The sequence below is a fragment of the Gottfriedia sp. NPDC058432 genome (assembly GCF_042721555.1).
In the GTDB taxonomy this organism is placed as follows: domain Bacteria; phylum Bacillota; class Bacilli; order Bacillales; family Bacillaceae_G; genus Gottfriedia.
Map to the genome: position 1 here is coordinate 91,988 of NZ_JBHXLC010000001.1, position 21,379 is coordinate 113,366.

The following is a 21,379-nucleotide window of genomic DNA, read 5'->3' on the forward strand; positions in this document are numbered from 1 at the left end:
CCTATGGGAGTTAAAGTGATATAATACTAATTGCGTAAAAATTTAAGTTAGTTATCATTAGAAAATTAACTAGACTCGGCAAAGTAACAATGCATCAAATTTATAAAATATTGATGCCATTTCTTTTATTCACACATATACTGTCTAAGAGATAGGCCGTTGTATTAGTGATCGATTTTGGAGGTTCTTTTAATATGACAGTTTACCATTTTGTAGGGATTAAAGGTACTGGAATGAGTGCTTTGGCACAAATATTACATGATTCTGGTTTGACCGTTCAGGGATCAGATTATGAAAAGCACTTTTTCACTGAAAATGAATTACGAAAAAAAAATATTACGATTTTACCATTTGATAAAGCAAATATTCAAGAAGGCCAATTCGTTATAGCAGGTAATGCATTTCCTGATACTCATGAAGAAATTGCAGCTGCTATTGAAAAAGGAATCCCGATGGCACGCTATCATAAATTCCTAGGGGAATATATGAATAAATTTACTAGCGTTGCAATTACTGGAGCACATGGTAAAACCTCTACGACAGGTTTATTAGCCCATGTAGTTTCTGGTGCGCGTCCAACTTCTTTTCTAATTGGAGATGGTACTGGTAAAGGTGAAAAAGACAGCGAGTATTTCGTATTTGAAGCTTGTGAATACCGTCGTCATTTTCTTTCATACTTCCCAGACTATTGCATCATGACTAATATTGATTTTGATCATCCGGATTATTATAAGAGTGTAGATGATGTATTCGATGCTTTCCAACAAATGGCTGATCAAGTAAAGAAAGGTATTATTGCATGTGGAGATGACGAACATCTTCAACGTATTTATGCAAAAGTACCTGTAATGTATTATGGATTTAACGAGGACAATGATTTCCAAGCTCGTAATATCGAAAAACATACAAATGGTACAACATTTGATGTATTCGTCCGTAATACGTATTACGCTACTTTTGATATTACTGGATATGGTGATCATAGTATTTTAAATGCTTTAGCAGTAATTGCGCTTTGCCATTATGAAGAAATTGATGTTAATATCATTAAAGCTAGATTATTAACATACGGTGGCGTAAAACGTCGTTTCAGTGAAAAACGCTTTGGAGATCAAATGTTAATTGATGATTATGCTCATCATCCAACTGAAATCCAAGCGACGATTCAAGCAGCACGTCAAAAATATCCTGATCGTGAAATCGTAGCAGTGTTCCAACCGCATACATTTACACGCACAAGTAAATTTTTAGATGAATTTGCTGGTACATTAGAAAAAGCAGATAAAGTTTACTTATGTGATATTTTTGGTTCTGCAAGGGAAGATAAAGGTACTTTAACAATTGAAGACCTTTCTTGTAAAATTGCAGGTGCTGAACTATTGACTGATGACAATATCAGCAATTTACAAAACCATAAAAATAGCGTCTTAATTTTTATGGGTGCTGGAGATATTCAAAAATACCAAGCAGCATACGAAAAACTATAATAACTATAAAACCCGTTTATGAATAATCATAGACGGGTTTTTATATTTTAAGTAAATAAATCTCATATGAAAGTCTTCTAATATTTTTTTCTTTGATCATGAATTATGATTTCCATAATCCAGAACATAAAAGATTTATAAATTTGTCACATGGCATTCTGTGTGCAAATAACCTAACATGTTTTAATTAATATGAGGTGATTAATTTGAAAATAGATTCAATATTTGAATTTGCCCGGAAAATTGGAAGAACTGAACAAACTCTTAGAAATTGGGATTCTGCCAACGATTTTAAACCCGTGCTTGTTTTTGCTGGTGGTTGATAATGATACTCGCGAAGAAAGTGAGATTAAGACCAACTAAAGAACAAGAAATTCAATTATGGAAATCAGCAGGTACAGCTCGCTGGGCTTATAATTGGGCATTAGCTAAGCAAGAAGCTAATTATCATAAAAATGGGAAATTCATTTCTGATCATTTGTTGAGAAAAGAATTAACTGTATTAAAACAAACGAATGAATATTCTTGGCTGTATGATGTATCTAACAACATTACCAAACAGGCGATTAAGGACCTTTGTGAAGCATATAAGAGATTTTTTAAAGGATTAGCTAAGAGGCCTCGATTGAAACGTAAAAGTAAGTCAAAACCATCGTTTTATAATGATAATGTTAAATTAAAAGTTAATGGATCTAAAGTATTAGTTGAAAAAGTTGGCTGGATCATTGTCTCTGAAAAAGTACCAGACGCTAAATACACTAATCCTAGAATCAGTTATGACAATAAATATTGGTATCTTTCGATTGGAATCGAGGTATCAAAATCAAATGTTGAGTTGACAGATGTATCTCTAGGAATAGATGTAGGAATTAAAAATTTAGCTGTCCGTTCAGATGGAAAGAAAACGAAAAATATTAATCGAACATTTGTAATTAGAAAAGCTGAGAAGCGCCTACATAGATTACAGCGTCAAGTTTCTCGAAAATATGAAATGAATAAGGAGGGAACCCGTTTTGTCAAAACGTGCAATATCATAAAAATCGAAAGGAAGATACGACACCTACATAGACAGTTATCAAATATCAGAAATAATCATCTTCATCAAACGACAAGGGATATTGTGAAAACCAAGCCGTATCGAATTGTAATGGAAACGTTGAACATTATGGGTATGATGAAGAATAAGCATCTTGCAAAAGCCATTGCGAAACAATGTTTGCATGAGTTTAAGAGACAAATTCAATACAAGTGTGAAAAATATGGAATTGATTTTATTGAAGCTGATAAATGGTACCCATCTTCAAAAATGTGCTCCTGTTGTGGAAGGATCAAGAAGGATCTGAGAATTTCTGATCGAGAATATAAATGCTCTTGTGGTCTAGAAATGGATAGGGATTTGAATGCTTCTATTAATTTAGCGCAGTATATCAACTAGCAAACTAACACATAAACGTTCATACTAATATGTAGGATTCGTTGTATCCGAATTTAAGCCCTCGGAGTGTCAGATCAAACGAAAGTAGCTTGTCATTTAGCGAAATCGGATACATAGAACAGGGAAATAAACAAAAACTTTAAAAATTATCGATTTTTATTAATTTTTATAATTTTTTGGCAACGGTAAGGAGTGAAATGGTTGAATAATCACTATGATGTAATAATTGTTGGAGCAGGCTCTATGGGAATGGCAGCAGGATACTACTTATCAAAAGGCAATCAAAAAACATTATTAATAGATTCTTTTGATCCGCCTCATAGCTTAGGTAGCCACCATGGCGATACTAGGATCATTCGTCATGCATATGGAGAAAGTAGAGAGTACGTGCCGCTAGCATTGCGAGCACAAAAATTATGGGAAGAACTAGAACAATTGTCTGGAAAACAATTATTCTCGAGAACAGGCGTTTTATGTGCTGGTGCACCTGGCTCGACTTTTACTAATGAAGTAATAAATAGTGCAAAAGAATTTTCGTTGCCACTTGAAATATTGGATAGTAATGAGATCAATGCAAGATGGCCCGGCTTACGTTTACCGGAAGGATTTATTGGCTGTTTAGAAACGTCTTCTGGAATTCTTTTTAGTGAAGAATGTGTTCGAGCGTATAGAGAACTATTTATCCAGGAAGGAAATAGTCTTAAAACAAACTCACCTGTTATTGATATTGAAGTAGGTATTAATAAGACACAAGTGCGTACAGAGAATGCTGTTTACACAGCGGATAAACTTGTAGTATGTGCGGGTGCATGGTCTAGTAGAATTCTTGAAAAGACTGGTATTAATATACCACTAAAACCTACTCGTAAAACAGTTGCTTGGTTTGAATGTGATCATAAGCTATATGATTCTAGTTCGCTGCCAGCATTTACAATTGATCTAATTGATCGACATTACTATGGCTTTCCAAGTCTTCATAATAGTGGATTGAAAATTGGTCGACATGATGGAGGACAAATTGTAGATCCGGATCAATTTAACCGAGAATTTGGAGAGTTCATTGAAGATGAAACGGATCTGAGAAATTTCTTAAGCGAGTATATGCCACTTGCAAATGGTAGATTAATAAAAGGTAAAACATGCTTATATACAATGACTCCGGACGAGCACTTCATTATTGATCAGCATCCAGAATACAAAAATGTAATCATTGCCACAGGTTTCTCCGGCCATGGCTTTAAGTTTGCAAGCGTTGTAGGTGAGATTATTGCTGACCTAGTAACAAATCAGAAATCTGCTTTTGATTTGAGTATGTTTTCATTAGATCGTTTTTTAAGTAAGAGATTATAAACTTGAGAAAGTGCAAATAAAAATGTTCAAACTGCAAATATGCCAATGAATCATGGAGAAACGGTATGAATGAATCAAAAAATAGAAGGAATAACAGTAAAACAGATTAAGAAACAGTCAAATCGAATGATGATTGATTAAAACTATAAAAAATTTCTAAAATAATCTTCAAAAATAGTTCGCAGACTTCTGAGAGATAGCCAATAAGCTATCTCTTTTTCTTTTAAATCCTTTTCCTCCTATTTCCATCATGGTTAGCATCCCTTTGGACTTAACATTTCAGCAATATTGTGCTAGTAATCCGAAACTTTATCTAGAGATAATTTAAAGCGTAATAATTATAATTTATTAAAAATACTGAAAATTTTGGAAGCGCTTTAGGAACGGTTAAGTAAGTAGTTATTTTATTAAATATTTTTTTTACAACTCATTTTATCTGAAAAGTCAAAAAAGGGGGTATTCTTTTGAAAGAAAAAAAATTTATGATGGACGATGCACCGCTTAACAAATTCCATATTCGAATTACTGCACTTACTTTTGGATCGAATTTTTCAGATGGCTATGCTTTAGGAATTATAGGTATGGCACTTTCGCTCCTTGGTCCACAGATGAAATTAAATTCTGTATGGGAGGGACTAATTGGTAGTTCTGCATTAATCGGACTTTTTTTCGGTAGTTTGTTTCTTGGCGGATTATCAGATCGCATTGGTAGGCAGAAAATCTATTTAGCAAACTTTGTTATTATTACAATCGCATCTGCTTTACAGTTTTTTGTTCATGATCCATATACGCTTTTTGCATTAAGGATTATTATCGGTGTTGCTCTTGGAGGAGATTATGCCGTAGGATCTACTTTACTAGCAGAGTTTGCACCTAGAAGATATAGAGGAATGTTATTATCCTCATTAAACGTTTTATGGACAGTTGGATATGTAGCTTCAAATCTTGTTGGTTATTATTTAGAAAAAACAGGGCCAGACGCTTGGCGTTGGATGTTAGTGAGTGCAGCTGTTCCTGGTCTAGTTGTCTTGCTTTTACGTTTCGGAACTCCGGAGTCTCCACGTTGGTTATTAAAGATGGGTCGTGTTGAAGAAGCTCGTGCTATTGTAAGAAAGTATATTGGTGAAAATGCTGTAATGGATGAATCAGTTAATGCAAATTCTAAACATGCATACAAAGTTACAGATTTATTCAATAAGCAGCTTTGGAAACGGACAACATTCGGATCACTTTTTTATATGTGTCAGGTAGTTCCATATTTCGCAATTTACACATTCTTACCAACTATTTTAAGTAAATTGGGGTTTGAAGAAACATTCGGTGTAGATATGGTTCTAAACTTGTTCCTTCTAGTGGGAGCGTTAGCTGGTGTATGGTGTACTGAAAAATTAACTCGTAGAGGGTTTACAATTAATACATTTATTATTTTAACAATTTCATTATTCGTATTAACAGTCTTACCACAAGGTCTACATACAATCGCAATTATTGTGTTTGCAATCTTTACATTTGTCATGTCGGCAGCTTCTAATTTAACATTAGTGTATCCTGCTGAACTATTTCCGACTGAGGTTCGTGGAACGGGGGTTGGTTTGACAACAGCAGTTAGTCGAATTGGCTCAGCTATTGGAACATTCCTACTACCTATAAGCGTTAGTTCAATGGGGATGGCACCTTCTATGATTGGAATGTCTATTATTCTATTCATCGGTACAATCGTTTCAATCGCTTGGGCCCCGGAAACAAAATCACTTTCTTTAAATGAGGCTAGTAATCCATTACTTGATGAGGATCAGCCTGAGCCGAGTAAACAATCAGTTTCAAGTCACTAAACTTAAGATTTCAATGTAAGAGGTGTTTTGATGACCAAGAACAATTTTATTCATCCAAAAAATATTAAAGAGGTTATTCTTGGAGACCATGAGTTATCAATTAATGAAGTAATTGCTGTTGCAAGATATGGTGCAAAAGTATCATTTACAGAAAACTATTATCTTAGAATAAATATGTCTCGTAATCTAATTGAAAAATTTCTTGAAGAAGAAAGAGCGGTTTATGGTGTAACTACAGGATTTGGGAGTAATGTAACCGAAGTGATTTCAAAGGAAGATGCTCATACGCTTCAACGAAATATTGTCCGTTCACATGCCGTTTCTGTTGGTGAACCACTTGAAAAAGAAGTGGTCAGAGCCATTCAATTAATGGTTTTAAATAATATAGGTCAAGGTTATTCAGGCGTTAGAATTGAAGTGTTAGAGCTTATAGCAGACATACTTAATCATGATATATTTCCGTTTGTACCTGGCGAGGGATCTGTAGCATATTTATCACCTGAAGCTCATATGGCGCTAGTGTTAATGGGTGAGGGAAAAGCTTGGTATAAAGATGAGTTAATAAGCGGCCACGAGGCATTGGAGCGGGCCGGTCTAAAGTCAGTGACCTTCGAATGTAAAGAAGGACTCGCACTATTAAGCGGTACAACATCTGTAACAGCATTCGCTATACTCTCGATTTACAATGCAATTCAAGCAGTTAAAATAGCGGATGTCACTGGTGCTATGTCATTAGAAGCACTAAAGGGAACGATAAAAGCCTTAGATCCTCGTCTGCACTCAGTAAAAAAACATGTGGAACAAGCAAAGACAGCTCGAATCGTTTCAAAAATTCTAGATGGAAGTGAGATTGCCGAACAGTATAAAGACTATCGATTACAGGATGCACTTAGCCTTAGATGTATACCGCAAGTTCATGGGGCGGTTAAGAAGGTATTTAAAAATGCATTGGAAAATATTCAAAATGAAATGAAGTCTTCAAGTGATAATCCGATTATATGGCCGGAGGAAGAAGACGGGCTTGCATTAATGGGTGGCAATTTTGATGCTTCTTATGTGGGGATTGATGCGGATACTATTTGTATCGGTATGGCAAACTTAGCAAAAATAACAGAACGTCGTATTGATCGATTAGTAAATTATCATGTAAGTGAGCTTCCTAGTTTCTTAGTTGTCAATCCTGGATTAAATAGCGGCTATATGATACCACAATATACTGCCGCAGGATTACTAAATGAAATAAGGGTTCTGTCGAATCCGGCAACGGTTGATAATACATCTACATGTGCAAATCAAGAGGATGTTGTTAGCTTTGCTTATTTCGCGGCAAAGAAAGCCTATCAGATTTCAAAAAAACTTGAACATATATTAGCAATCGAGCTAATGGTTGCTACTCAGGCACTGGAATTCCATGATTCACTAAAACCGTCACCGGTAACGGCAAGTGTACATCAGCTAATTAGAAATCAAGTTCCAGCAGTTGAAGAGGACCGCTATTTTTATCAAGATATTGAAACAATTCGTAATCAAATTCATGATGGGGGCATCGTTAATCTTGTTGAAGAGAAAATAGGCGTTATGGAATTATGAAAATTGTAAGGGAGCAGTTATACTCTAAGAGTACGACAGCTTCTTTTTTTATGGCTCAATCATTTTCGATACTTACTACAAAATGTCCAACTAAGAAAAATCAAAGGCTAAAAAGGAGATCTAAAGATGAATCGAAATGCTACTCAATCAGCTTTTTCAAATTTGTTACTCTCTGGTACGCTCGTCCATATAGGAACTTTTGATGAAGTTCAAAAAAGATGTGGCATTAATACTTATCCAAATGTTGTAATGGTGATTTCCATCGATCGCTATCCCGATTTAGCAATAGAAAACCCAAAGCAGTGGAAAAAAGAAATTGGCCATGAACTAATTAATCAAATTGATCAGACGATCGGAGTTTCTTATTTATGGAACTGGGTAGAAGAAGGTGTGCTTGCACTTCTAATTGAGCTAGATGATCAAGATAGTGAAATCAAGTTCAATAAAAAGATTTATAGAATGGCAGAAGAAATTCAAAATTCATTGGATAGGGTTCAGATTACAGTTTCAATTGGAATAGGTAAAAAATATAGTGATCCTTATTTGTTATACCACTCTTTTGAAGAGGCTAGAAAGTCAATGTCAGGTCGTTTTTTTCAAGGGAACAAACTGATATTTTATAGTGGGATTAAACCAGTGGAAGAAAATACACTAAGAGCACGATCAACTGAGGATCGTATTGAATTATTAGCACTTGTACGTATTGGTGATGAAGAAGGTGTAGTCAATCAATTAAAAAGCTTCCTTGAAAAAGTAGCAAATGCATGCCGATTAAATGAAGACGTATTTAAGACTGAAGTAGTCGATTTAATTATGTTAATCTCTAGGGTTGTAGTAGAGTCAGGCGTGAATGCAACACTCATCATGTCAAAAAACGCTCAAATGATTCAGGAACTATATCATATTATTCGCTATGATAAATTTGTTAAAAAGGTTTGTGAATATGCTTACTGGCTAACGGTTCAAATAGCCAATTCATTTAATAATCAGATGAGTCCTGTTATTCGTAAAGCAACTAAGTATATTCGAGAAAATCATCAAACTAGCATAACACTGGAAGAAATAGCTCAATTTTGTAACGTAAGTAAATATCATTTCAGTCACCTATTCAAAAAAGAAATTGGCACAAGTGTGATTGATTTTTTAAATAGAATAAGGATTGAAAAATCAATGTTTTATTTAGAAATGACTGATTTAACCATGCAAGAAATTGCTACACGAATTGGTTTTCAAGATTCGAATTACTTTAGTCGTATATTTAAAAAATACATAAAAAGTAGCCCTTCTGAATATAGGGCTACTAAATATCCACATTTAAATTTAGTTTTAGAAAATTAAAATTAGGATGCAGAGTTTAAGGTTATAGAGGAGGTTGTAAAAGACTCTTCTTACCCTTAATCCTGCCTTTCTAATCTTGTTGCATAAGGGTAAAGTGGATCTAATAATTGGAATTCATAAGTAATTCCATCGACTTTTCCTACCACCTTTTCACTATCATAAAGCTCCAACATAAAACCGGCCATTTCTTTTGCAGTATGATATTTTGGTAGAACGCCTTCAAATTTAATGTTTTCTTCTAAATCATATGATACTTTTGCAAATTCTGTTTCAGTTGCAGCAGGTGCTAATACTTTTGCTTGCATTTTTGCCCCTTTTTCTTTTAATTCATGAGCTAGCCCTTCTGTAAAGGCACTCACATAGAATTTAGTCGCACAATATGTGACGGCATTTCCGATAATTGTATATCCTCCACCAGATGAAACATTGATAACTTGTGTACCTTCGACAGTTGAATAATCGCGTACGTATAGTGAAGTTAAAATCGTTAAAGCTTCAATATTCAAATTAAGCATAGTTTCGATCTTTGCTAAATTTTGTTCACCAACTGAAGCGAAATTACCAAACCCTGCATTATTAATCCAAGTTTCAATATCATATTCTTTAAGTCCTTCATATAAATCAAAAGCATTTTTAACAACAGATAAATCAGCCGTTTTTATGACTACATCAAGATCTGAATTCAATTTAGCGATTTCTGATTTTAATTTTTCAAGTTCTTCCGTTCTACGAGCAACGATGATTAAATCTTTTCCACGTGCGGCAAACGCAAGAGCTGATTCATACCCTATTCCTGAACTAGCACCTGTAATGACAGTATATTTTTTCATCTAAATTCCTCCCAATGATTTGGTTTATACTAAAATTAAATTAATTGTGTATCAGTTACGGATTCATTATACTGGTTAGAGTAAACTCTAAGTCAAACTGTTTTTATTTATGACTCAAACTGGAGGTATTTATGTATTCAATTGGTGAAGTCGCTCAAATGTTAGGAATAAGCACACATACATTACGTTATTATGAAAAAGAACAGATCATTCTTCCAGATCGAAATGCAAATGGTGAAAGATTGTATTCTGAATCACACATTCAGTGGTTAAGATTTGTTCTAAAGCTAAAAGAAACGCAAATGCCAGTTAATAAGATTAAAGAGTATGCACATTTATATACAGAAGGTGAGCATACATCTTTGGCAAGATTAGGATTATTAGTTGAGCATAAACAGTCTATTGAACATCAGCTTAAAACATTAGAGGAGACGAATAAAATATTAGAGCAAAAAATCAATTTTTATAAAGAGGTAATTCATAATAAAAACATAGTCCATAAATAAAACCTTATTGGAGAAAACCCCAATAAGGTTATTATTTTTATTCAACTCTTTCTTTTTTTCGAAGACCCGCAAATCCTAATAATCCAAGAAGCCCAAGCCATCCATAATTGAAATGATTATTATTGGTATTGTCAGTAGTATTTAAAGTGTTAGTAACAGGAGTAGGCGTTACATTTACATTTCGTCGATAATAATTTCCATCATTATTTACTGGGTTATTTACTCCGTTATAATTGTTATTTAACATGTCATTTGATGTATTTTTTATATTATTTTTTGTATTATAATACCCTTCTTTAACCGTATTTTTAGTATCATAATACCCTTCTTTAACTGTATTTTTTGTATTATTTACAACATGGTTTGGATCATTAAAATTATTGTTAAAACTTCTTTTGATCTGTTTACCGTTATGATCATAGCTTGGTTCTAATTGTGTAGCATCAGGCCCAGGTGACGCAGCATGAACATTAGTTGAAATTATAAATGATAATGAAACAGTGCATAATGTAAGACAAATTTTATTCATCTTTAACCCTCCTTCTTTATGCATTAATATTTTGTGCATCTTCTAAAGGGATTATATGTGGCAAAAAAGTCCATTAAATAAAGGCTCTTTTTTTAGAATTTGATGAATTGTACCAGAAATAACAAAGTACAGTAATGATTAACAAATCAACAAAATCCCCTCCATAATACATTAAGACTGCACCAAATTGAACATCATTAAAACCGAAACTGTCTAATGGATTTGAAAAAAGCAATTTCGATAAAATATCATGACCTGCTATTGCAAGGATCATAATCGATGAGCGAAACAAAAAACTGAATTTATGAGAAATTGGTTCAATAGCAATGATTGAGATGGTAAATAGATATCCCGAGAGAAACAAATGGATATGTACAAAATTTAACAATAAGGTACTCTTATGCATTAAATTAAATACAGTGGATGTATATAGTAACCAAAGTCCTCCGATATTTAAAAGTAATGTACTAATAGGGTGAGTTAATAACTGAACTGGAGCACTTCTTAAAAGACGTGACACACTCCTTGCATGTTGCGTTTTTAATGATGTTAATAATAATGTAATCGGTCTAGATAAAGCGATAAAAAATGGAGCGAGCATACCAAGTAACAAATGCATAATCATATGGAAAACAAATAGATGGTGACTTAGTTTGGCAATTGGTCCAATGACGGAAATTAATATACAAACAAAACCAGTTACCCAAAATATAGAGCGAAACTTTGGCCATGGCTTTTTTTTATGTTTCATCGCAGCAACTAAATATCCAACAATAAAAAGTAAGATTAATAAAATAATGAGTGGATCAAACGAATTGAAGTTATCTCTCAAATTGACCACCTTTATTTCGAGTTTTAAGAATTAGAATGCAACCTATTAATGTCATAATAGAAGCAGTGATATTCCAAGTTAAATCATAGGGCATAATATCGACGTTATATCTAATTTGATGTAGCTTCATCCACTTATGCTGTACGGTTCCATCATAAAGTTGAAACAAACCTGCTCCGAGTAAAACTCCACCTACCCATCTTTTAATATAGAGTGATTTTTTTCTCCTTAAATTCGCAAGCATAAATAATGAGCCTATTGTCGAAAACCAACTAAAGGCATGAAATAGACCATCAGAGATAAGCCCTATACTTGTTGTAGACTTATCGTAAAAATGATGCCAATGAAGTAGTTGATGAAAAACTGCTTCGTCAAAAAATGCAACCAATCCAAGTCCAAACAAAATTCCTGACCATAAATTCAAATGAAAATAACTAGCTGAATTCTCTTGGGTAGTCATAAATACTCTTCCTTTCGAAAATGGTATATCTTTCATTTTGCCCCGATTTTTACCTATAAATCGTAATTAGTAAAAATTACAATTCAATCAAAAGAGATACTTGGGAATTATAAAGACTGGTGATTGTTTTTAGTTACACAAAACGCGGAGGTAATATGGATAAAAAACAAACGCGGAGTTTATGGGCGCTATCTACAGTACCTCTAGTAATGACTTTAGGTAATTCAATGTTGATCCCCGTACTTCCAAAATTAGAACAACAATTAAATATATCTGGCCTTAAAGTTTCAATGATTATAACTGTGTATTCAGTTTTTGCGATCATTCTTATCCCTATAGCAGGTTATCTATCTGACTTATTTGGAAGAAAAAAAGTAATCATTCCTAGTTTAATTATTGCGGGAGTTGGGGGGGCCTTAGCTGGCTTTGTTTGTTGGAAATTAGAAAATCCATACGCGTGGTTAATTGTCGGGAGAATCATTCAAGGTATCGGTTCTGCTGGGGCAATGCCTGTTGTTATTCCGTGTGTGGGAGATATGTTTAAGGATGAAAATGAAGTTAGTAAAGGATTAGGCTTAGTTGAGACATCGAATACTTTTGGAAAAGTACTTAGCCCAATACTCGGTTCTGCATTAGCAGCGGTTGTTTGGTATTTACCATTTTTATCAATACCGTTCCTTTGCTTACTATCAATTATTTTAATTTTAATTTTTGTAAAACCTCCAAAACAACCTATGAGAGCAAAAAGAAAAGATAAAAGAAAGAAAAAGTTTAAACTGTTTATTAGATCAATTCGAAAAATATTTCGAAATAATGGAAAATGGCTTTATACGATCTTTATTTTAGGTGCCATTATCATGTTTATTTTATTTGGTATGCTTTTTTATTTATCAAAAATATTAGAAAAGCGTTATCACATAATTGGAATATGGAAAGGTTGTGTGCTGGCAATCCCACTTGCTGCATTATCCTACACTTCTTATAAAACAGGTAAAAAAATTGGAAATCAAAAAGGCGCCATGAAAAAATGCATTGTCATCGGATTTATTCTCATAAGCCTTTCTTTTGTAATACCGATTATCAACAAAGATATCTATATGATTATCACGAGTTTATTGATCAGCGGGATTGGAATCGGAATGTCATTACCAAGCTTAGATGCATTAATCACAGAGGGGATTGAGAAGGAACAAAGAGGGACTATTACTTCTCTTTATAGTTCTTTACGCTTTGTGGGGGTAGCCGCAGGACCTCCTGCTTTTGCCTATTTAATGAGTAAACCAGATAATTATATGTTGTATTGTTCCATCATTTTAGGAGTTCTTGGACTTATTTTGTCCATCAAATATATTAAGCCTAACCAAGATGCAGAAACGGCTAAATCTAATTAAAACAAGTCTAGGAATGGCGGGGATTTAAACATAATCGAACCTCCAAAAGTTTTTTCAGTTCCAAAATTTCCTAATATGCCGAATGAACATTGAAGGAGTTTAAAATTAAATATAGAAAACTCCTTACAAAAGTAGGGAGTTTTAATTTTTTACCTATAAATTTAGCCAATTAAGGAGAGTCATTTTTTAAACATATCGTCCATAATCAGGTTTGGCGATTGTGTTGAAGTTTTTAACTAAGTAGTCTAATTGTTCATTTAAATTGTCTTCTAGCAATGGAAAGCCGTGACCTGTGATTGCTTTTTTAGGGTGTAAAGCCTGCAGTTTTTTTACAGAATTCAATGCTGCCTCCCAATCTGTCGTCAAATATCTAGGAGGGCCACTTATTTCTCTTTTTTGAGTTAGAACTCTGTAAATAGAGTCTTGTTTAACATTAACAAAGGCGTCTCCAGCAATCAGTAATTGATCATCATCTCTAAAAAGTGAAATATGTCCAGGTGAATGACCCGGTGTGTGAATCCATTTCCAATGTGGCATTTCTGGTACAGAACCATCTGCAGGAAGAACATGGATATATTTTCCTAAATTAATTCCTTCGTTTGGTAACAATGGCGATAACTTTGCAATTAATCCACCTTCAACTGTACCATCTGGTTCTGGATAATTCTTTTCTCCTGTTAAATATGGTAACTCTTTTTCATGCGCATAAACAGGAATATTAAATTCTTTTACTAAATCAAAGATTCCCCCGATATGATCAAAATGTCCATGAGTAAGTATGATTGCTTTTAATTTGTGTTTTTCACCGAATCTTTTTTCAGCTATATCCAAAATATTATCAAATGATTTTGGCATACCGGCATCAATTAATACCCACTCACTTGATAAATTAGGATTTCCGTATAAGTAAAAATTCACAATTTGATTTGTTTCATAAAATAAATCATTCGCTAATTCCATCCCATTGCCACTCGATATTGATGTAATAGGTATATAATGAAATTCCTTATTTATTTTTTGTAAATCATTTGAGTTATTCATACGACCCTCCATTTAAGACTTATGTTGATTAACTTTTTTAGTCTTCTTTTATAAGAGTTTTTTATTCTGATGGAGAAAAAAGCAAATTGAATTAAACCCATTCATTTAACAAAAGCTAATCATAAAAATAAAAAAGGTAGTGAGTATATGCATACAGTTTGGAAAGGGACAATCAGTATGGGATTAGTCACAATCCCAGTAAAGTTGTTTTCAGCAGTTGAAGATAAGGATATAAAGTTTCGTCAATATCATAAGGATTGTAAAACGCCCATCAACTATAAAAAGGTTGCAAGTTGTGATGATGAAGTTACTCCCGAAGAAATTATTAAAGTATTTGAAACACCAAATGGTAGAGTTGTGGAAATAACTGAGGAGGAAATGAATAAATTAAAAGAAGAATTTGAACTGAAAACTGTATCAATTATTGATTTTGTCAAACTTTCAGAAATTGATCCAGTTTATTTTGATCGAACATATTATATTGGTCCCGATTCTGGTGGGACAAAGGCATATGCTTTACTTTCGGAAATATTGAAGAAAAGTAAGAAAATCGGTCTTGCAAAAATTACGATTCGTAGCAAACAGCATTTAGCTGCTATTCGGCCATATAAAAACGCGATTATTCTTGAAACATTACATTTTCCAGATGAGATTAGAGCAATTGAAAATCTTCCTGGTGGTGTGCCTGGATTGGCGGAGCGGGAATTACAGGCTGGTATGATGCTAGTTGAACAATTAACGACAACGTTTAATCCAGAAAACTATACTGATACATATCGTACAGCTTTAGAACAATTAATTTCGGAAAAAGTTAATAAAAATGATTATATAGCTACAGGACAGGAGAAACCGGCAGAACAAAAAAATGTTGTTGATTTAATGTCTGCATTACAAGCGAGTATCGATCGAACAAAAGGACAAGCAACCCCTCCGAAAAAGCCTAAAACTAAAGCACCTAAAAAAGCAACGAGTTAAATAGGAGGTAGTAATGGAGCTAGATCCAATTTTTCCTTTTGAGCCTATTTCTTCAGATACTGTACCAATTGGTTCCGAGTGGATTTCGCAAATTAAATGGGATGGTGTTAGAATCCTTACCTATTTTGATGGAAAAGAAGTTAAATTATTTAACCGCAAATTAAATGATCGTACAACTATTTTTCCAGAGCTAACAAATATAAAATCCTATACGAATGCCCAATCAATCATTTTAGACGGGGAGGTCATTGCTCTCGATCAAAATGGTAATCCATCGTTTCATGAGGTAATGCGAAGGGATGGAATTAGGCGCATGGATCGGGTTGATTCAGCTACAGAAGCTGTACCTATTTTCTATATGATTTTCGATATTCTCTTTTACAATGGAGAATGGGTTACTCAATTACCTCTACAAGAGAGACAAAATTTATTATTAGAAGCGGTTCAACCTAGCAATCATATACAATTAGTTCCAAATAATACGGACGGGGTTGGATTATTTGAGGTTGCGAAACAACATAATTTAGAAGGGATTGTATGTAAAAATTTAAATAGTAAATACTCGATCAATGGAAAGCACAATGCGTGGCAAAAAGTAAAAAATTATAAAGACATTATTGCTGTAATCGGTGGGGTAACGTATCGCTCTGGAATTGTTAATTCTATTTTAGTAGGACTTTATGACGAAGAGAATCAACTCGTGTTTATAGGGCATGTTGGAACAGGGAAATTAACGAAATCAGAATGGAAAGACCTTACTACAGTCATTAATACGATTAAAATAGAAAAAAATCCATTTAGTAGCCAACCGAAAAGAATAAAAGAAATTCAATGGATTCAACCATTGTTAACTGTGAAAGTTCAATTCATCGAATGGACTGAAGGTCATTCATTAAGACAACCAAGTATCCAAGCTTTTATCGAAAAAGATCCTAAAGAATGTACTCTTACTGATTAGGGGAAGTAACATATGAACAATTACTTTTTTCAAAAACGTAATAAAATTTATACAGGTTTTTTCTTTATTTTAGGTTTCAATTTAAAAGACGAAACCTTTTTAGTGGGTCTAAAAAAAGAAAATGATATTTTGCAAATGGGGTCATTCTCCAATGGACTTAGCGAGGAAGAGAAGGTTATTTTGATTAAAGCGATCGGAGCAAATAAAAAAAGCAAAAAAGGTAATATAAAATTTGTTGAGCCTGGGATCTGTATTGAACTTGAGTTTCAAAGTATAGAAAATAACCAATTAACAAATGCAAAATTTATATCTTTTCAATTACAGCATGCGTGGAATGAATGTACTTGGGATGGTTTACTATTGGGGAATCTTAATTTAGAGGAAGAATTAACACTTACTAGTCCAGAAAAAGTAATTTGGAAAGATCCCTATATAAATAAAGAGAGTTTTGTTTCGTATTTAGCTCAAATATCCACTTATATGCTTCCATTTCTAAAAAATCGTTTATTAACAACGATTCGTTTTCCGAATGGAATAGACGGTGAATCTTTTTTTCAAAAGAACCGACCAGATTATGCTCCGAGTTTTATTAAAACCAAAGAACATGAGGGAAATAATTTTATTATTTGTAATGATGTATCAACATTACTATGGTTAGGAAATCAATTAGCTATTGAATACCATATCCCTTTTCAAACATACGAGGCTGAAAACCCGATTGAAATTGTATTCGATTTGGATCCACCTAATTCAGAGGCGTTTTCTTTAGCAATAAAAGCTGCATTGGAAATGAAATTAATTTTTGATTCTTTTCAAATAAAAAGTTATCCAAAGGTGTCTGGTAGTAAAGGAATTCAAATTCATATCCCGATTAAAGAAAATTCGCTTACCTATGATGAAACAAGAGTATTTACATCTTTTATTGCACATTATTTAATTGAAAAATATCCAGATGATTTTACGATTGAAAGATTTAAAAAAAATCGCGGGAATCGTCTTTATATTGATTATATACAGCATGCAAAAGGAAAAACCATTATTAGTCCTTACTCTACAAGGGGAAAGGAAAAACCAACTGTTGCTACGCCACTATTTTGGGATGAGGTAAATCATGAATTAAAAATCGAAACTTTTACAATCCCGTTTGTTCTAAATCGGTTAGAAAATAGTTCTTGTCCGATGAACGACTATTTTGATCAAGAAAACGGTTCTTTGGTCGATTTAATTTCTAAAATTATAGAAAATGAATCAAAGTAAAAACTCCCTAATTATAATTAAAAGGGAGTTTTTTAAGTTTTATATCTCAATGATTATTGGTAAAATCATCGGTTTTCTCTTCGTTTTCGTAAATAAAAATTGTCCAAGAGATTTTTTAATATTTTGCTTCATAACTCCCCATTGGAGCTTGTTTTCATCAAGTAATTCGTTTATGGATGATGTGACGATTTGATTTACTTCCTTCAATAAACTTTCAGAGTCACGTGCATAGACAAATCCTCTTGAAATGGTATCAGGACCTGAGATAATCTTTCTTTCCATTTTATTAATGGTGATGACGATTACAAGCATTCCATCTTCAGCAAGCTGTTTTCGGTCTCTAAGGACAATGTTACCGACATCTCCTATGCCCATTCCATCAACATAAATATTTCCTGCTGGAATTCTTCGGCTTTGAATTGCTTCTGATTGTAGAATATCGACAACATCACCATTTTTAATAATAAAAATATTATTTCGTTTGACACCAACAGATTCAGCAAGAGAACGATGATGGTGAAGCATTCTGTACTCACCATGAATCGGAATAAAATATTTTGGCTTCATTAATGTAAGCATGAGCTTAAGTTCCTCTTGATAAGCATGACCAGAAACATGCATTCCGGTCGAACTTCCTGAACCATATATAACATTTGCTCCGAGATTGTAAAAATTATCGATAATTTTAGAAACGTCACGCTCATTACCAGGAATTGGTGAAGCAGCTAAAATCACAGTATCACCAGGATAAATGTCAACGCCTCTAAAGCTAGAACTAGCTAGACGGGCAAGTGCTGCAAGCGGTTCACCTTGACTACCTGTGCATAAAATTGTAATAGCTTCTGGTGCGAAACTATTAATTTCATCTTTATCAATTAACATACCTTCAGGGATTGATAAATATCCTTGCTCCATCGCAACTTGAACAACATTCACCATGCTTCTACCTAGTAGAGCGATCTTCCGATTTGTAATAATAGATGCATCAACTATTTGTTGCACGCGATGTACATTAGAAGCAAATGTTGAAATAATGACTCTCTGTTTTGCTTTCATAAAAGCATCTACTATATGCTCTCCAACAATCCGTTCCGATGGTGTTGAACCTGGCCGTTCAGCATTTGTACTCTCAGATAGAAGTAATAAAACCCCTTTACTACCTATTTCGGCCATTTTATGAATATCTGGGTATTGATTGTTAACAGGAGTTAAATCAAATTTAAAATCTCCAGTATGCACAACAGTGCCTTCCGGCGTTTCAAATACAATGCCTAAGCAATCAGGAATACTATGATTTGTTTTAAAAAATGAAATCGAAAAATGTTCAAATTTAATAACTGAATCAGAATCGATTAAAATTAGTTCAGTTTCTCCTAATAGACCATGCTCTTTTAATTTAAGCTCTATTAATCCAAGCGTTAATCTCGATGCATAGACTGGAATGTTCAATTGCTTCAAAAGATATGGGATTCCACCAATATGGTCTTCATGACCGTGCGTAACAAATAAGCCTTTAATCTTTTCTTGATTTTCCTTTAGATAAGTAATATCTGGAATGATTAAATCAACTCCTAATAAACTTTCATCTGGAAACTTAGAACCACAGTCTATTAGAATAATTTCTTTTAAAAATTGAATGGCATACATATTTTTTCCAATTTCATTAATTCCACCCAAGGCAAAGACTGATAGCATACTTTTTGTTGGACTCAAAAACCTATACCTCCTAGTACATTGAAAAGTATAAACATTTTCCCTTTAGAAATTTCCATATTTTTCTTAGTATGTACTTAAGCGTTAAAATCATTCAATCAACGGTTTTTATAAAAAAAATGAGCCGGCCGGGCCGGGCTCATTTTGAATTACTCTTCGAAATAATTTTTAAATGGTTTTTTAGGTGTATGTGTTTCGTTACGATAATAAGGATTATCTTCAGTAGAATCTTTAGGATCCAAGTTTGTTTTAATTACTAATGTAGGTCCTGTTGTCCCATGCTCTGCAATAATCCGATCATTTAATTCATTAAAATCAGGTAGTTTTTTATTCCCTGGTTGTAATGGCTCTGACATATAAACACCTCCTGACAATAGGATGGTTTCTTCAAGAAAAATTATGTATTTAGGTTCGAATAAGTCTTAATTAGAACAAAAAGTGGAGTGTACTTGCTTTTGCTAATGTACATACTGTGAAAGCATAATAATCAAAGTGATATTTCAACTAAAAAGGTGGAATTATGAATGTCAGTAATAGAGAAATTAGCAAGTTCTTTAAACCGTAGAGATGAAGAGGCCAACATCGAATTAGCGATTCAAGTTGCGGATCAAAATGATGAAAGCGCCGTAAAAGAACTGATCGAAAATCTTACCAACAAAAATAAAAACATCCAGAATGATTGCATAAAAGTTTTATATGAAATTGGTGAACGCAGACCATCTTTAATATCCGATTATACTAATGAATTTTTTTCGCTTTTAGAAAGTAAAAATAATAGACTTCAATGGGGAGCTATGACTGCTTTAAACAGTATTACAAGTGACGTTCCTGAAAGGATATTTTCAAATATCCAAAAAATCATTGTTGCAGGTGACAATGGTTCAGTTATTACAAAAGATCAAGTTGTAAATATCCTTTTAAAATTATGTTCCATTAAGACATATGCCAAAGAGTCATTTAATTTTCTTATTAATCAATTAGTTAAAAGTCCAACAAACCAACTCCCGATGTATGCAGAAAGATCGATGTCTATTATTAATGAAGAAAATAAAAGTTTATTTATTGAAACATTAACTTCTAGGTTGGATGAAATTGAAAAAGAAACAAAAAGAAAACGAATCGAAAAGGTCATTAAAAAAATTAGTTAAGGATAATGAATTTGAACCGAACAAAATGTGTATTTTGTTGATAAAAGTTCTGGATTGAAAGAATATTACTTTTAAACAAAGTATTATAGGAGGACTAAAAGTATGGCATACACTTGCGGATGCGCAAAACTCTTTCGAAATGGGTAATGCCTAATGATATCAAACCTGTCGTTGGACATAAATTTAACTTTCGATTGGAGCAGTACAATTTAATTCTTGATTGTGAAGTACTTGAAGTAGACGAACCAAATAAGCTTTCTTACACATGGGTCGGGGGTTGGAATAAACACTAAAGTTACATGGACATTGAAGCATGAAGATTGTACAACCTATTTACATCTTGAACAAACAGGATTTGAAAAAGAAGTTCAACCGTTCAATGGTGCGAAATTTGGTTGGGTGAGAATGGGCGACGAGCTTAAAAAATTGTTAGGGGATCTGTAAGACCAATCCTCTAAAAACTATTTTTAAGCGTAAAGATAAAATAGGAAAAGCAAACGGATCAGTTTAAGGCTGATCTGTTTTTATTTACTAGATTATTAGGATGTTGTAATAGGACAAAAATTCATTCGCTATAAAAATCGACAGGATTACTGATTTTATTTTTGTTTTTCTATCTTTTTTTGATGAAAATATTCGAATTATAAAAAAATTTGCATTTGATGAAATTTATGAAATCTAAAATTCTGTCAAATCTCAATATAATA

The 21,379-nt window shown here is 33.3% G+C and carries 21 protein-coding genes; 14 read left to right on the forward strand and 7 right to left on the reverse strand.

The genetic code is table 11. The features are described from left to right. Positions 1–194 precede the first annotated feature (194 nt). The 6 genes from murC (at position 195) to ACFWM3_RS00575 (ending at position 9,032) form a co-directional block, all read left to right on the forward strand. Positions 195–1,487: a UDP-N-acetylmuramate--L-alanine ligase gene (gene murC / locus ACFWM3_RS00550; protein ID WP_056473375.1), complete on the forward strand. Its 1,293-nt coding sequence runs from the start codon at positions 195–197 to the stop codon at positions 1,485–1,487. Positions 1,488–1,812: 325 nt separating this feature from the next. Then, positions 1,813–2,922 carry an RNA-guided endonuclease InsQ/TnpB family protein gene (locus ACFWM3_RS00555; protein ID WP_390309622.1) on the forward strand — a complete coding sequence of 370 codons (1,110 nt, stop codon included), beginning with the start codon at positions 1,813–1,815 and terminating at the stop codon, positions 2,920–2,922. Positions 2,923–3,123: 201 nt separating this feature from the next. Beyond that, positions 3,124–4,272: an N-methyl-L-tryptophan oxidase gene (gene solA, locus ACFWM3_RS00560; protein ID WP_390309624.1), complete on the forward strand. Its 1,149-nt coding sequence runs from the start codon at positions 3,124–3,126 to the stop codon at positions 4,270–4,272. Between the two features lie 464 nt (positions 4,273–4,736). Further along, a complete protein-coding gene (locus ACFWM3_RS00565; protein WP_390309626.1) occupies positions 4,737–6,104 on the forward strand; it encodes an MFS transporter in 1,368 nt (455 codons plus the stop codon). Positions 6,105–6,134: 30 nt separating this feature from the next. Then, the gene (locus tag ACFWM3_RS00570) at positions 6,135–7,694 is read left to right on the forward strand and encodes an HAL/PAL/TAL family ammonia-lyase (protein ID WP_390309628.1); all 1,560 of its coding nucleotides are present in this window, start codon (positions 6,135–6,137) and stop codon (positions 7,692–7,694) included. Between the two features lie 126 nt (positions 7,695–7,820). Then, a complete protein-coding gene (locus ACFWM3_RS00575) occupies positions 7,821–9,032 on the forward strand; it encodes an AraC family transcriptional regulator (protein WP_390309630.1) in 1,212 nt (403 codons plus the stop codon). Positions 9,033–9,088: 56 nt separating this feature from the next. Here ACFWM3_RS00575 and ACFWM3_RS00580 read toward each other — a convergent pair whose 3' ends face one another. Next, a complete protein-coding gene (locus tag ACFWM3_RS00580) occupies positions 9,089–9,862 on the reverse strand; it encodes an SDR family NAD(P)-dependent oxidoreductase (protein ID WP_390309631.1) in 774 nt (257 codons plus the stop codon). 131 nt (positions 9,863–9,993) lie between these two features. On the opposite strand from ACFWM3_RS00580, the gene ACFWM3_RS00585 reads away from it, so the two are divergent. After that, the gene (locus ACFWM3_RS00585) at positions 9,994–10,368 is read left to right on the forward strand and encodes a MerR family transcriptional regulator (RefSeq protein WP_390309633.1); all 375 of its coding nucleotides are present in this window, start codon (positions 9,994–9,996) and stop codon (positions 10,366–10,368) included. 37 nt (positions 10,369–10,405) lie between these two features. Here the strand turns inward: ACFWM3_RS00585 and ACFWM3_RS00590 are convergent, their stop codons facing one another. The 3 genes from ACFWM3_RS00590 to ACFWM3_RS00600 all read right to left on the reverse strand — a co-directional run bounded on the left by ACFWM3_RS00590 (position 10,406) and on the right by ACFWM3_RS00600 (position 12,189). Then, positions 10,406–10,897, reverse strand: a complete 492-nt coding sequence (locus ACFWM3_RS00590) for a WGxxGxxG family protein (protein WP_390309635.1) — start codon at positions 10,895–10,897, stop codon at positions 10,406–10,408. Positions 10,898–10,970: 73 nt separating this feature from the next. After that, positions 10,971–11,729 carry a cytochrome c oxidase assembly protein gene (locus tag ACFWM3_RS00595; protein WP_390309637.1) on the reverse strand — a complete coding sequence of 253 codons (759 nt, stop codon included), beginning with the start codon at positions 11,727–11,729 and terminating at the stop codon, positions 10,971–10,973. Beyond that, positions 11,719–12,189 (reverse strand): DUF2243 domain-containing protein, encoded by a 471-nt coding sequence (locus ACFWM3_RS00600; protein ID WP_056473386.1) that lies wholly within the window; start codon positions 12,187–12,189, stop codon positions 11,719–11,721. The genes ACFWM3_RS00595 and ACFWM3_RS00600 overlap by 11 nt, the downstream gene beginning before the upstream one ends. Positions 12,190–12,344: 155 nt before the next feature. Between ACFWM3_RS00600 and ACFWM3_RS00605 the strand changes: the two genes are divergently transcribed. Then, positions 12,345–13,580 (forward strand): MFS transporter, encoded by a 1,236-nt coding sequence (locus ACFWM3_RS00605; RefSeq protein ID WP_390309639.1) that lies wholly within the window; start codon positions 12,345–12,347, stop codon positions 13,578–13,580. A 186-nt stretch (positions 13,581–13,766) separates the two neighbouring features. Here the strand turns inward: ACFWM3_RS00605 and ACFWM3_RS00610 are convergent, their stop codons facing one another. Then, complete coding sequence (locus ACFWM3_RS00610; protein ID WP_390309641.1) at positions 13,767–14,633, reverse strand: MBL fold metallo-hydrolase; 867 nt, start codon at positions 14,631–14,633, stop codon at positions 13,767–13,769. A 135-nt stretch (positions 14,634–14,768) separates the two neighbouring features. Between ACFWM3_RS00610 and ku the strand changes: the two genes are divergently transcribed. The 3 genes from ku to ligD (ACFWM3_RS00625) are packed head-to-tail and all read left to right on the forward strand — an operon-like array spanning position 14,769 to position 17,811. Next, positions 14,769–15,596: a non-homologous end joining protein Ku gene (gene ku, locus ACFWM3_RS00615; protein ID WP_390309643.1), complete on the forward strand. Its 828-nt coding sequence runs from the start codon at positions 14,769–14,771 to the stop codon at positions 15,594–15,596. 13 nt (positions 15,597–15,609) lie between these two features. Further along, a complete protein-coding gene (ligD, locus tag ACFWM3_RS00620) occupies positions 15,610–16,554 on the forward strand; it encodes a non-homologous end-joining DNA ligase (protein WP_390309645.1) in 945 nt (314 codons plus the stop codon). 12 nt (positions 16,555–16,566) lie between these two features. Then, positions 16,567–17,811 (forward strand): DNA ligase D, encoded by a 1,245-nt coding sequence (gene ligD / locus ACFWM3_RS00625; protein WP_390309647.1) that lies wholly within the window; start codon positions 16,567–16,569, stop codon positions 17,809–17,811. A 39-nt stretch (positions 17,812–17,850) separates the two neighbouring features. On the opposite strand, the gene ACFWM3_RS00630 is transcribed toward ligD (ACFWM3_RS00625), so the two are convergent. Both ACFWM3_RS00630 and ACFWM3_RS00635 read right to left on the reverse strand, forming a co-directional pair. After that, entirely contained in the window at positions 17,851–19,524 is a 1,674-nt protein-coding gene (locus tag ACFWM3_RS00630) for a ribonuclease J (RefSeq protein ID WP_390309649.1), read from the reverse strand. Between the two features lie 149 nt (positions 19,525–19,673). Then, the gene (locus ACFWM3_RS00635) at positions 19,674–19,880 is read right to left on the reverse strand and encodes a hypothetical protein (RefSeq protein ID WP_056473396.1); all 207 of its coding nucleotides are present in this window, start codon (positions 19,878–19,880) and stop codon (positions 19,674–19,676) included. A 168-nt stretch (positions 19,881–20,048) separates the two neighbouring features. Here ACFWM3_RS00635 and ACFWM3_RS00640 point away from each other — a divergent pair, with 168 nt between their 5' ends. The 3 genes from ACFWM3_RS00640 to ACFWM3_RS00650 all read left to right on the forward strand — a co-directional run bounded on the left by ACFWM3_RS00640 (position 20,049) and on the right by ACFWM3_RS00650 (position 21,116). Beyond that, positions 20,049–20,672, forward strand: a complete 624-nt coding sequence (locus ACFWM3_RS00640) for a HEAT repeat domain-containing protein (protein ID WP_390309651.1) — start codon at positions 20,049–20,051, stop codon at positions 20,670–20,672. Between the two features lie 146 nt (positions 20,673–20,818). Beyond that, a complete protein-coding gene (locus ACFWM3_RS00645; protein WP_390309653.1) occupies positions 20,819–20,965 on the forward strand; it encodes an SRPBCC family protein in 147 nt (48 codons plus the stop codon). A gap of 13 nt (positions 20,966–20,978) precedes the next feature. Next, positions 20,979–21,116: an SRPBCC family protein gene (locus ACFWM3_RS00650; protein WP_390309655.1), complete on the forward strand. Its 138-nt coding sequence runs from the start codon at positions 20,979–20,981 to the stop codon at positions 21,114–21,116. Positions 21,117–21,379 lie beyond the last annotated feature (263 nt).

Coding starts and splice junctions, on each gene's coding strand:
- murC (WP_056473375.1), top strand. CDS start 195: ATGACAGTTTACCATTTTGTAGGGATTAAAGGTACTGGAATGAGTGCT.
- ACFWM3_RS00575 (WP_390309630.1), top strand. CDS start 7,821: ATGAATCGAAATGCTACTCAATCAGCTTTTTCAAATTTGTTACTCTCT.
- ACFWM3_RS00610 (WP_390309641.1), bottom strand. CDS start 14,633: ATGGAGGGTCGTATGAATAACTCAAATGATTTACAAAAAATAAATAAG.
- ligD (WP_390309645.1), top strand. CDS start 15,610: ATGGAGCTAGATCCAATTTTTCCTTTTGAGCCTATTTCTTCAGATACT.
- ACFWM3_RS00555 (WP_390309622.1), top strand. CDS start 1,813: ATGATACTCGCGAAGAAAGTGAGATTAAGACCAACTAAAGAACAAGAA.
- ku (WP_390309643.1), top strand. CDS start 14,769: ATGCATACAGTTTGGAAAGGGACAATCAGTATGGGATTAGTCACAATC.
- ACFWM3_RS00590 (WP_390309635.1), bottom strand. CDS start 10,897: ATGAATAAAATTTGTCTTACATTATGCACTGTTTCATTATCATTTATA.
- ACFWM3_RS00645 (WP_390309653.1), top strand. CDS start 20,819: ATGCCTAATGATATCAAACCTGTCGTTGGACATAAATTTAACTTTCGA.
- ACFWM3_RS00585 (WP_390309633.1), top strand. CDS start 9,994: ATGTATTCAATTGGTGAAGTCGCTCAAATGTTAGGAATAAGCACACAT.
- ACFWM3_RS00570 (WP_390309628.1), top strand. CDS start 6,135: ATGACCAAGAACAATTTTATTCATCCAAAAAATATTAAAGAGGTTATT.
- ACFWM3_RS00635 (WP_056473396.1), bottom strand. CDS start 19,880: ATGTCAGAGCCATTACAACCAGGGAATAAAAAACTACCTGATTTTAAT.
- ACFWM3_RS00580 (WP_390309631.1), bottom strand. CDS start 9,862: ATGAAAAAATATACTGTCATTACAGGTGCTAGTTCAGGAATAGGGTAT.
- ligD (WP_390309647.1), top strand. CDS start 16,567: ATGAACAATTACTTTTTTCAAAAACGTAATAAAATTTATACAGGTTTT.
- ACFWM3_RS00605 (WP_390309639.1), top strand. CDS start 12,345: ATGGATAAAAAACAAACGCGGAGTTTATGGGCGCTATCTACAGTACCT.
- ACFWM3_RS00600 (WP_056473386.1), bottom strand. CDS start 12,189: ATGACTACCCAAGAGAATTCAGCTAGTTATTTTCATTTGAATTTATGG.
- ACFWM3_RS00640 (WP_390309651.1), top strand. CDS start 20,049: ATGTCAGTAATAGAGAAATTAGCAAGTTCTTTAAACCGTAGAGATGAA.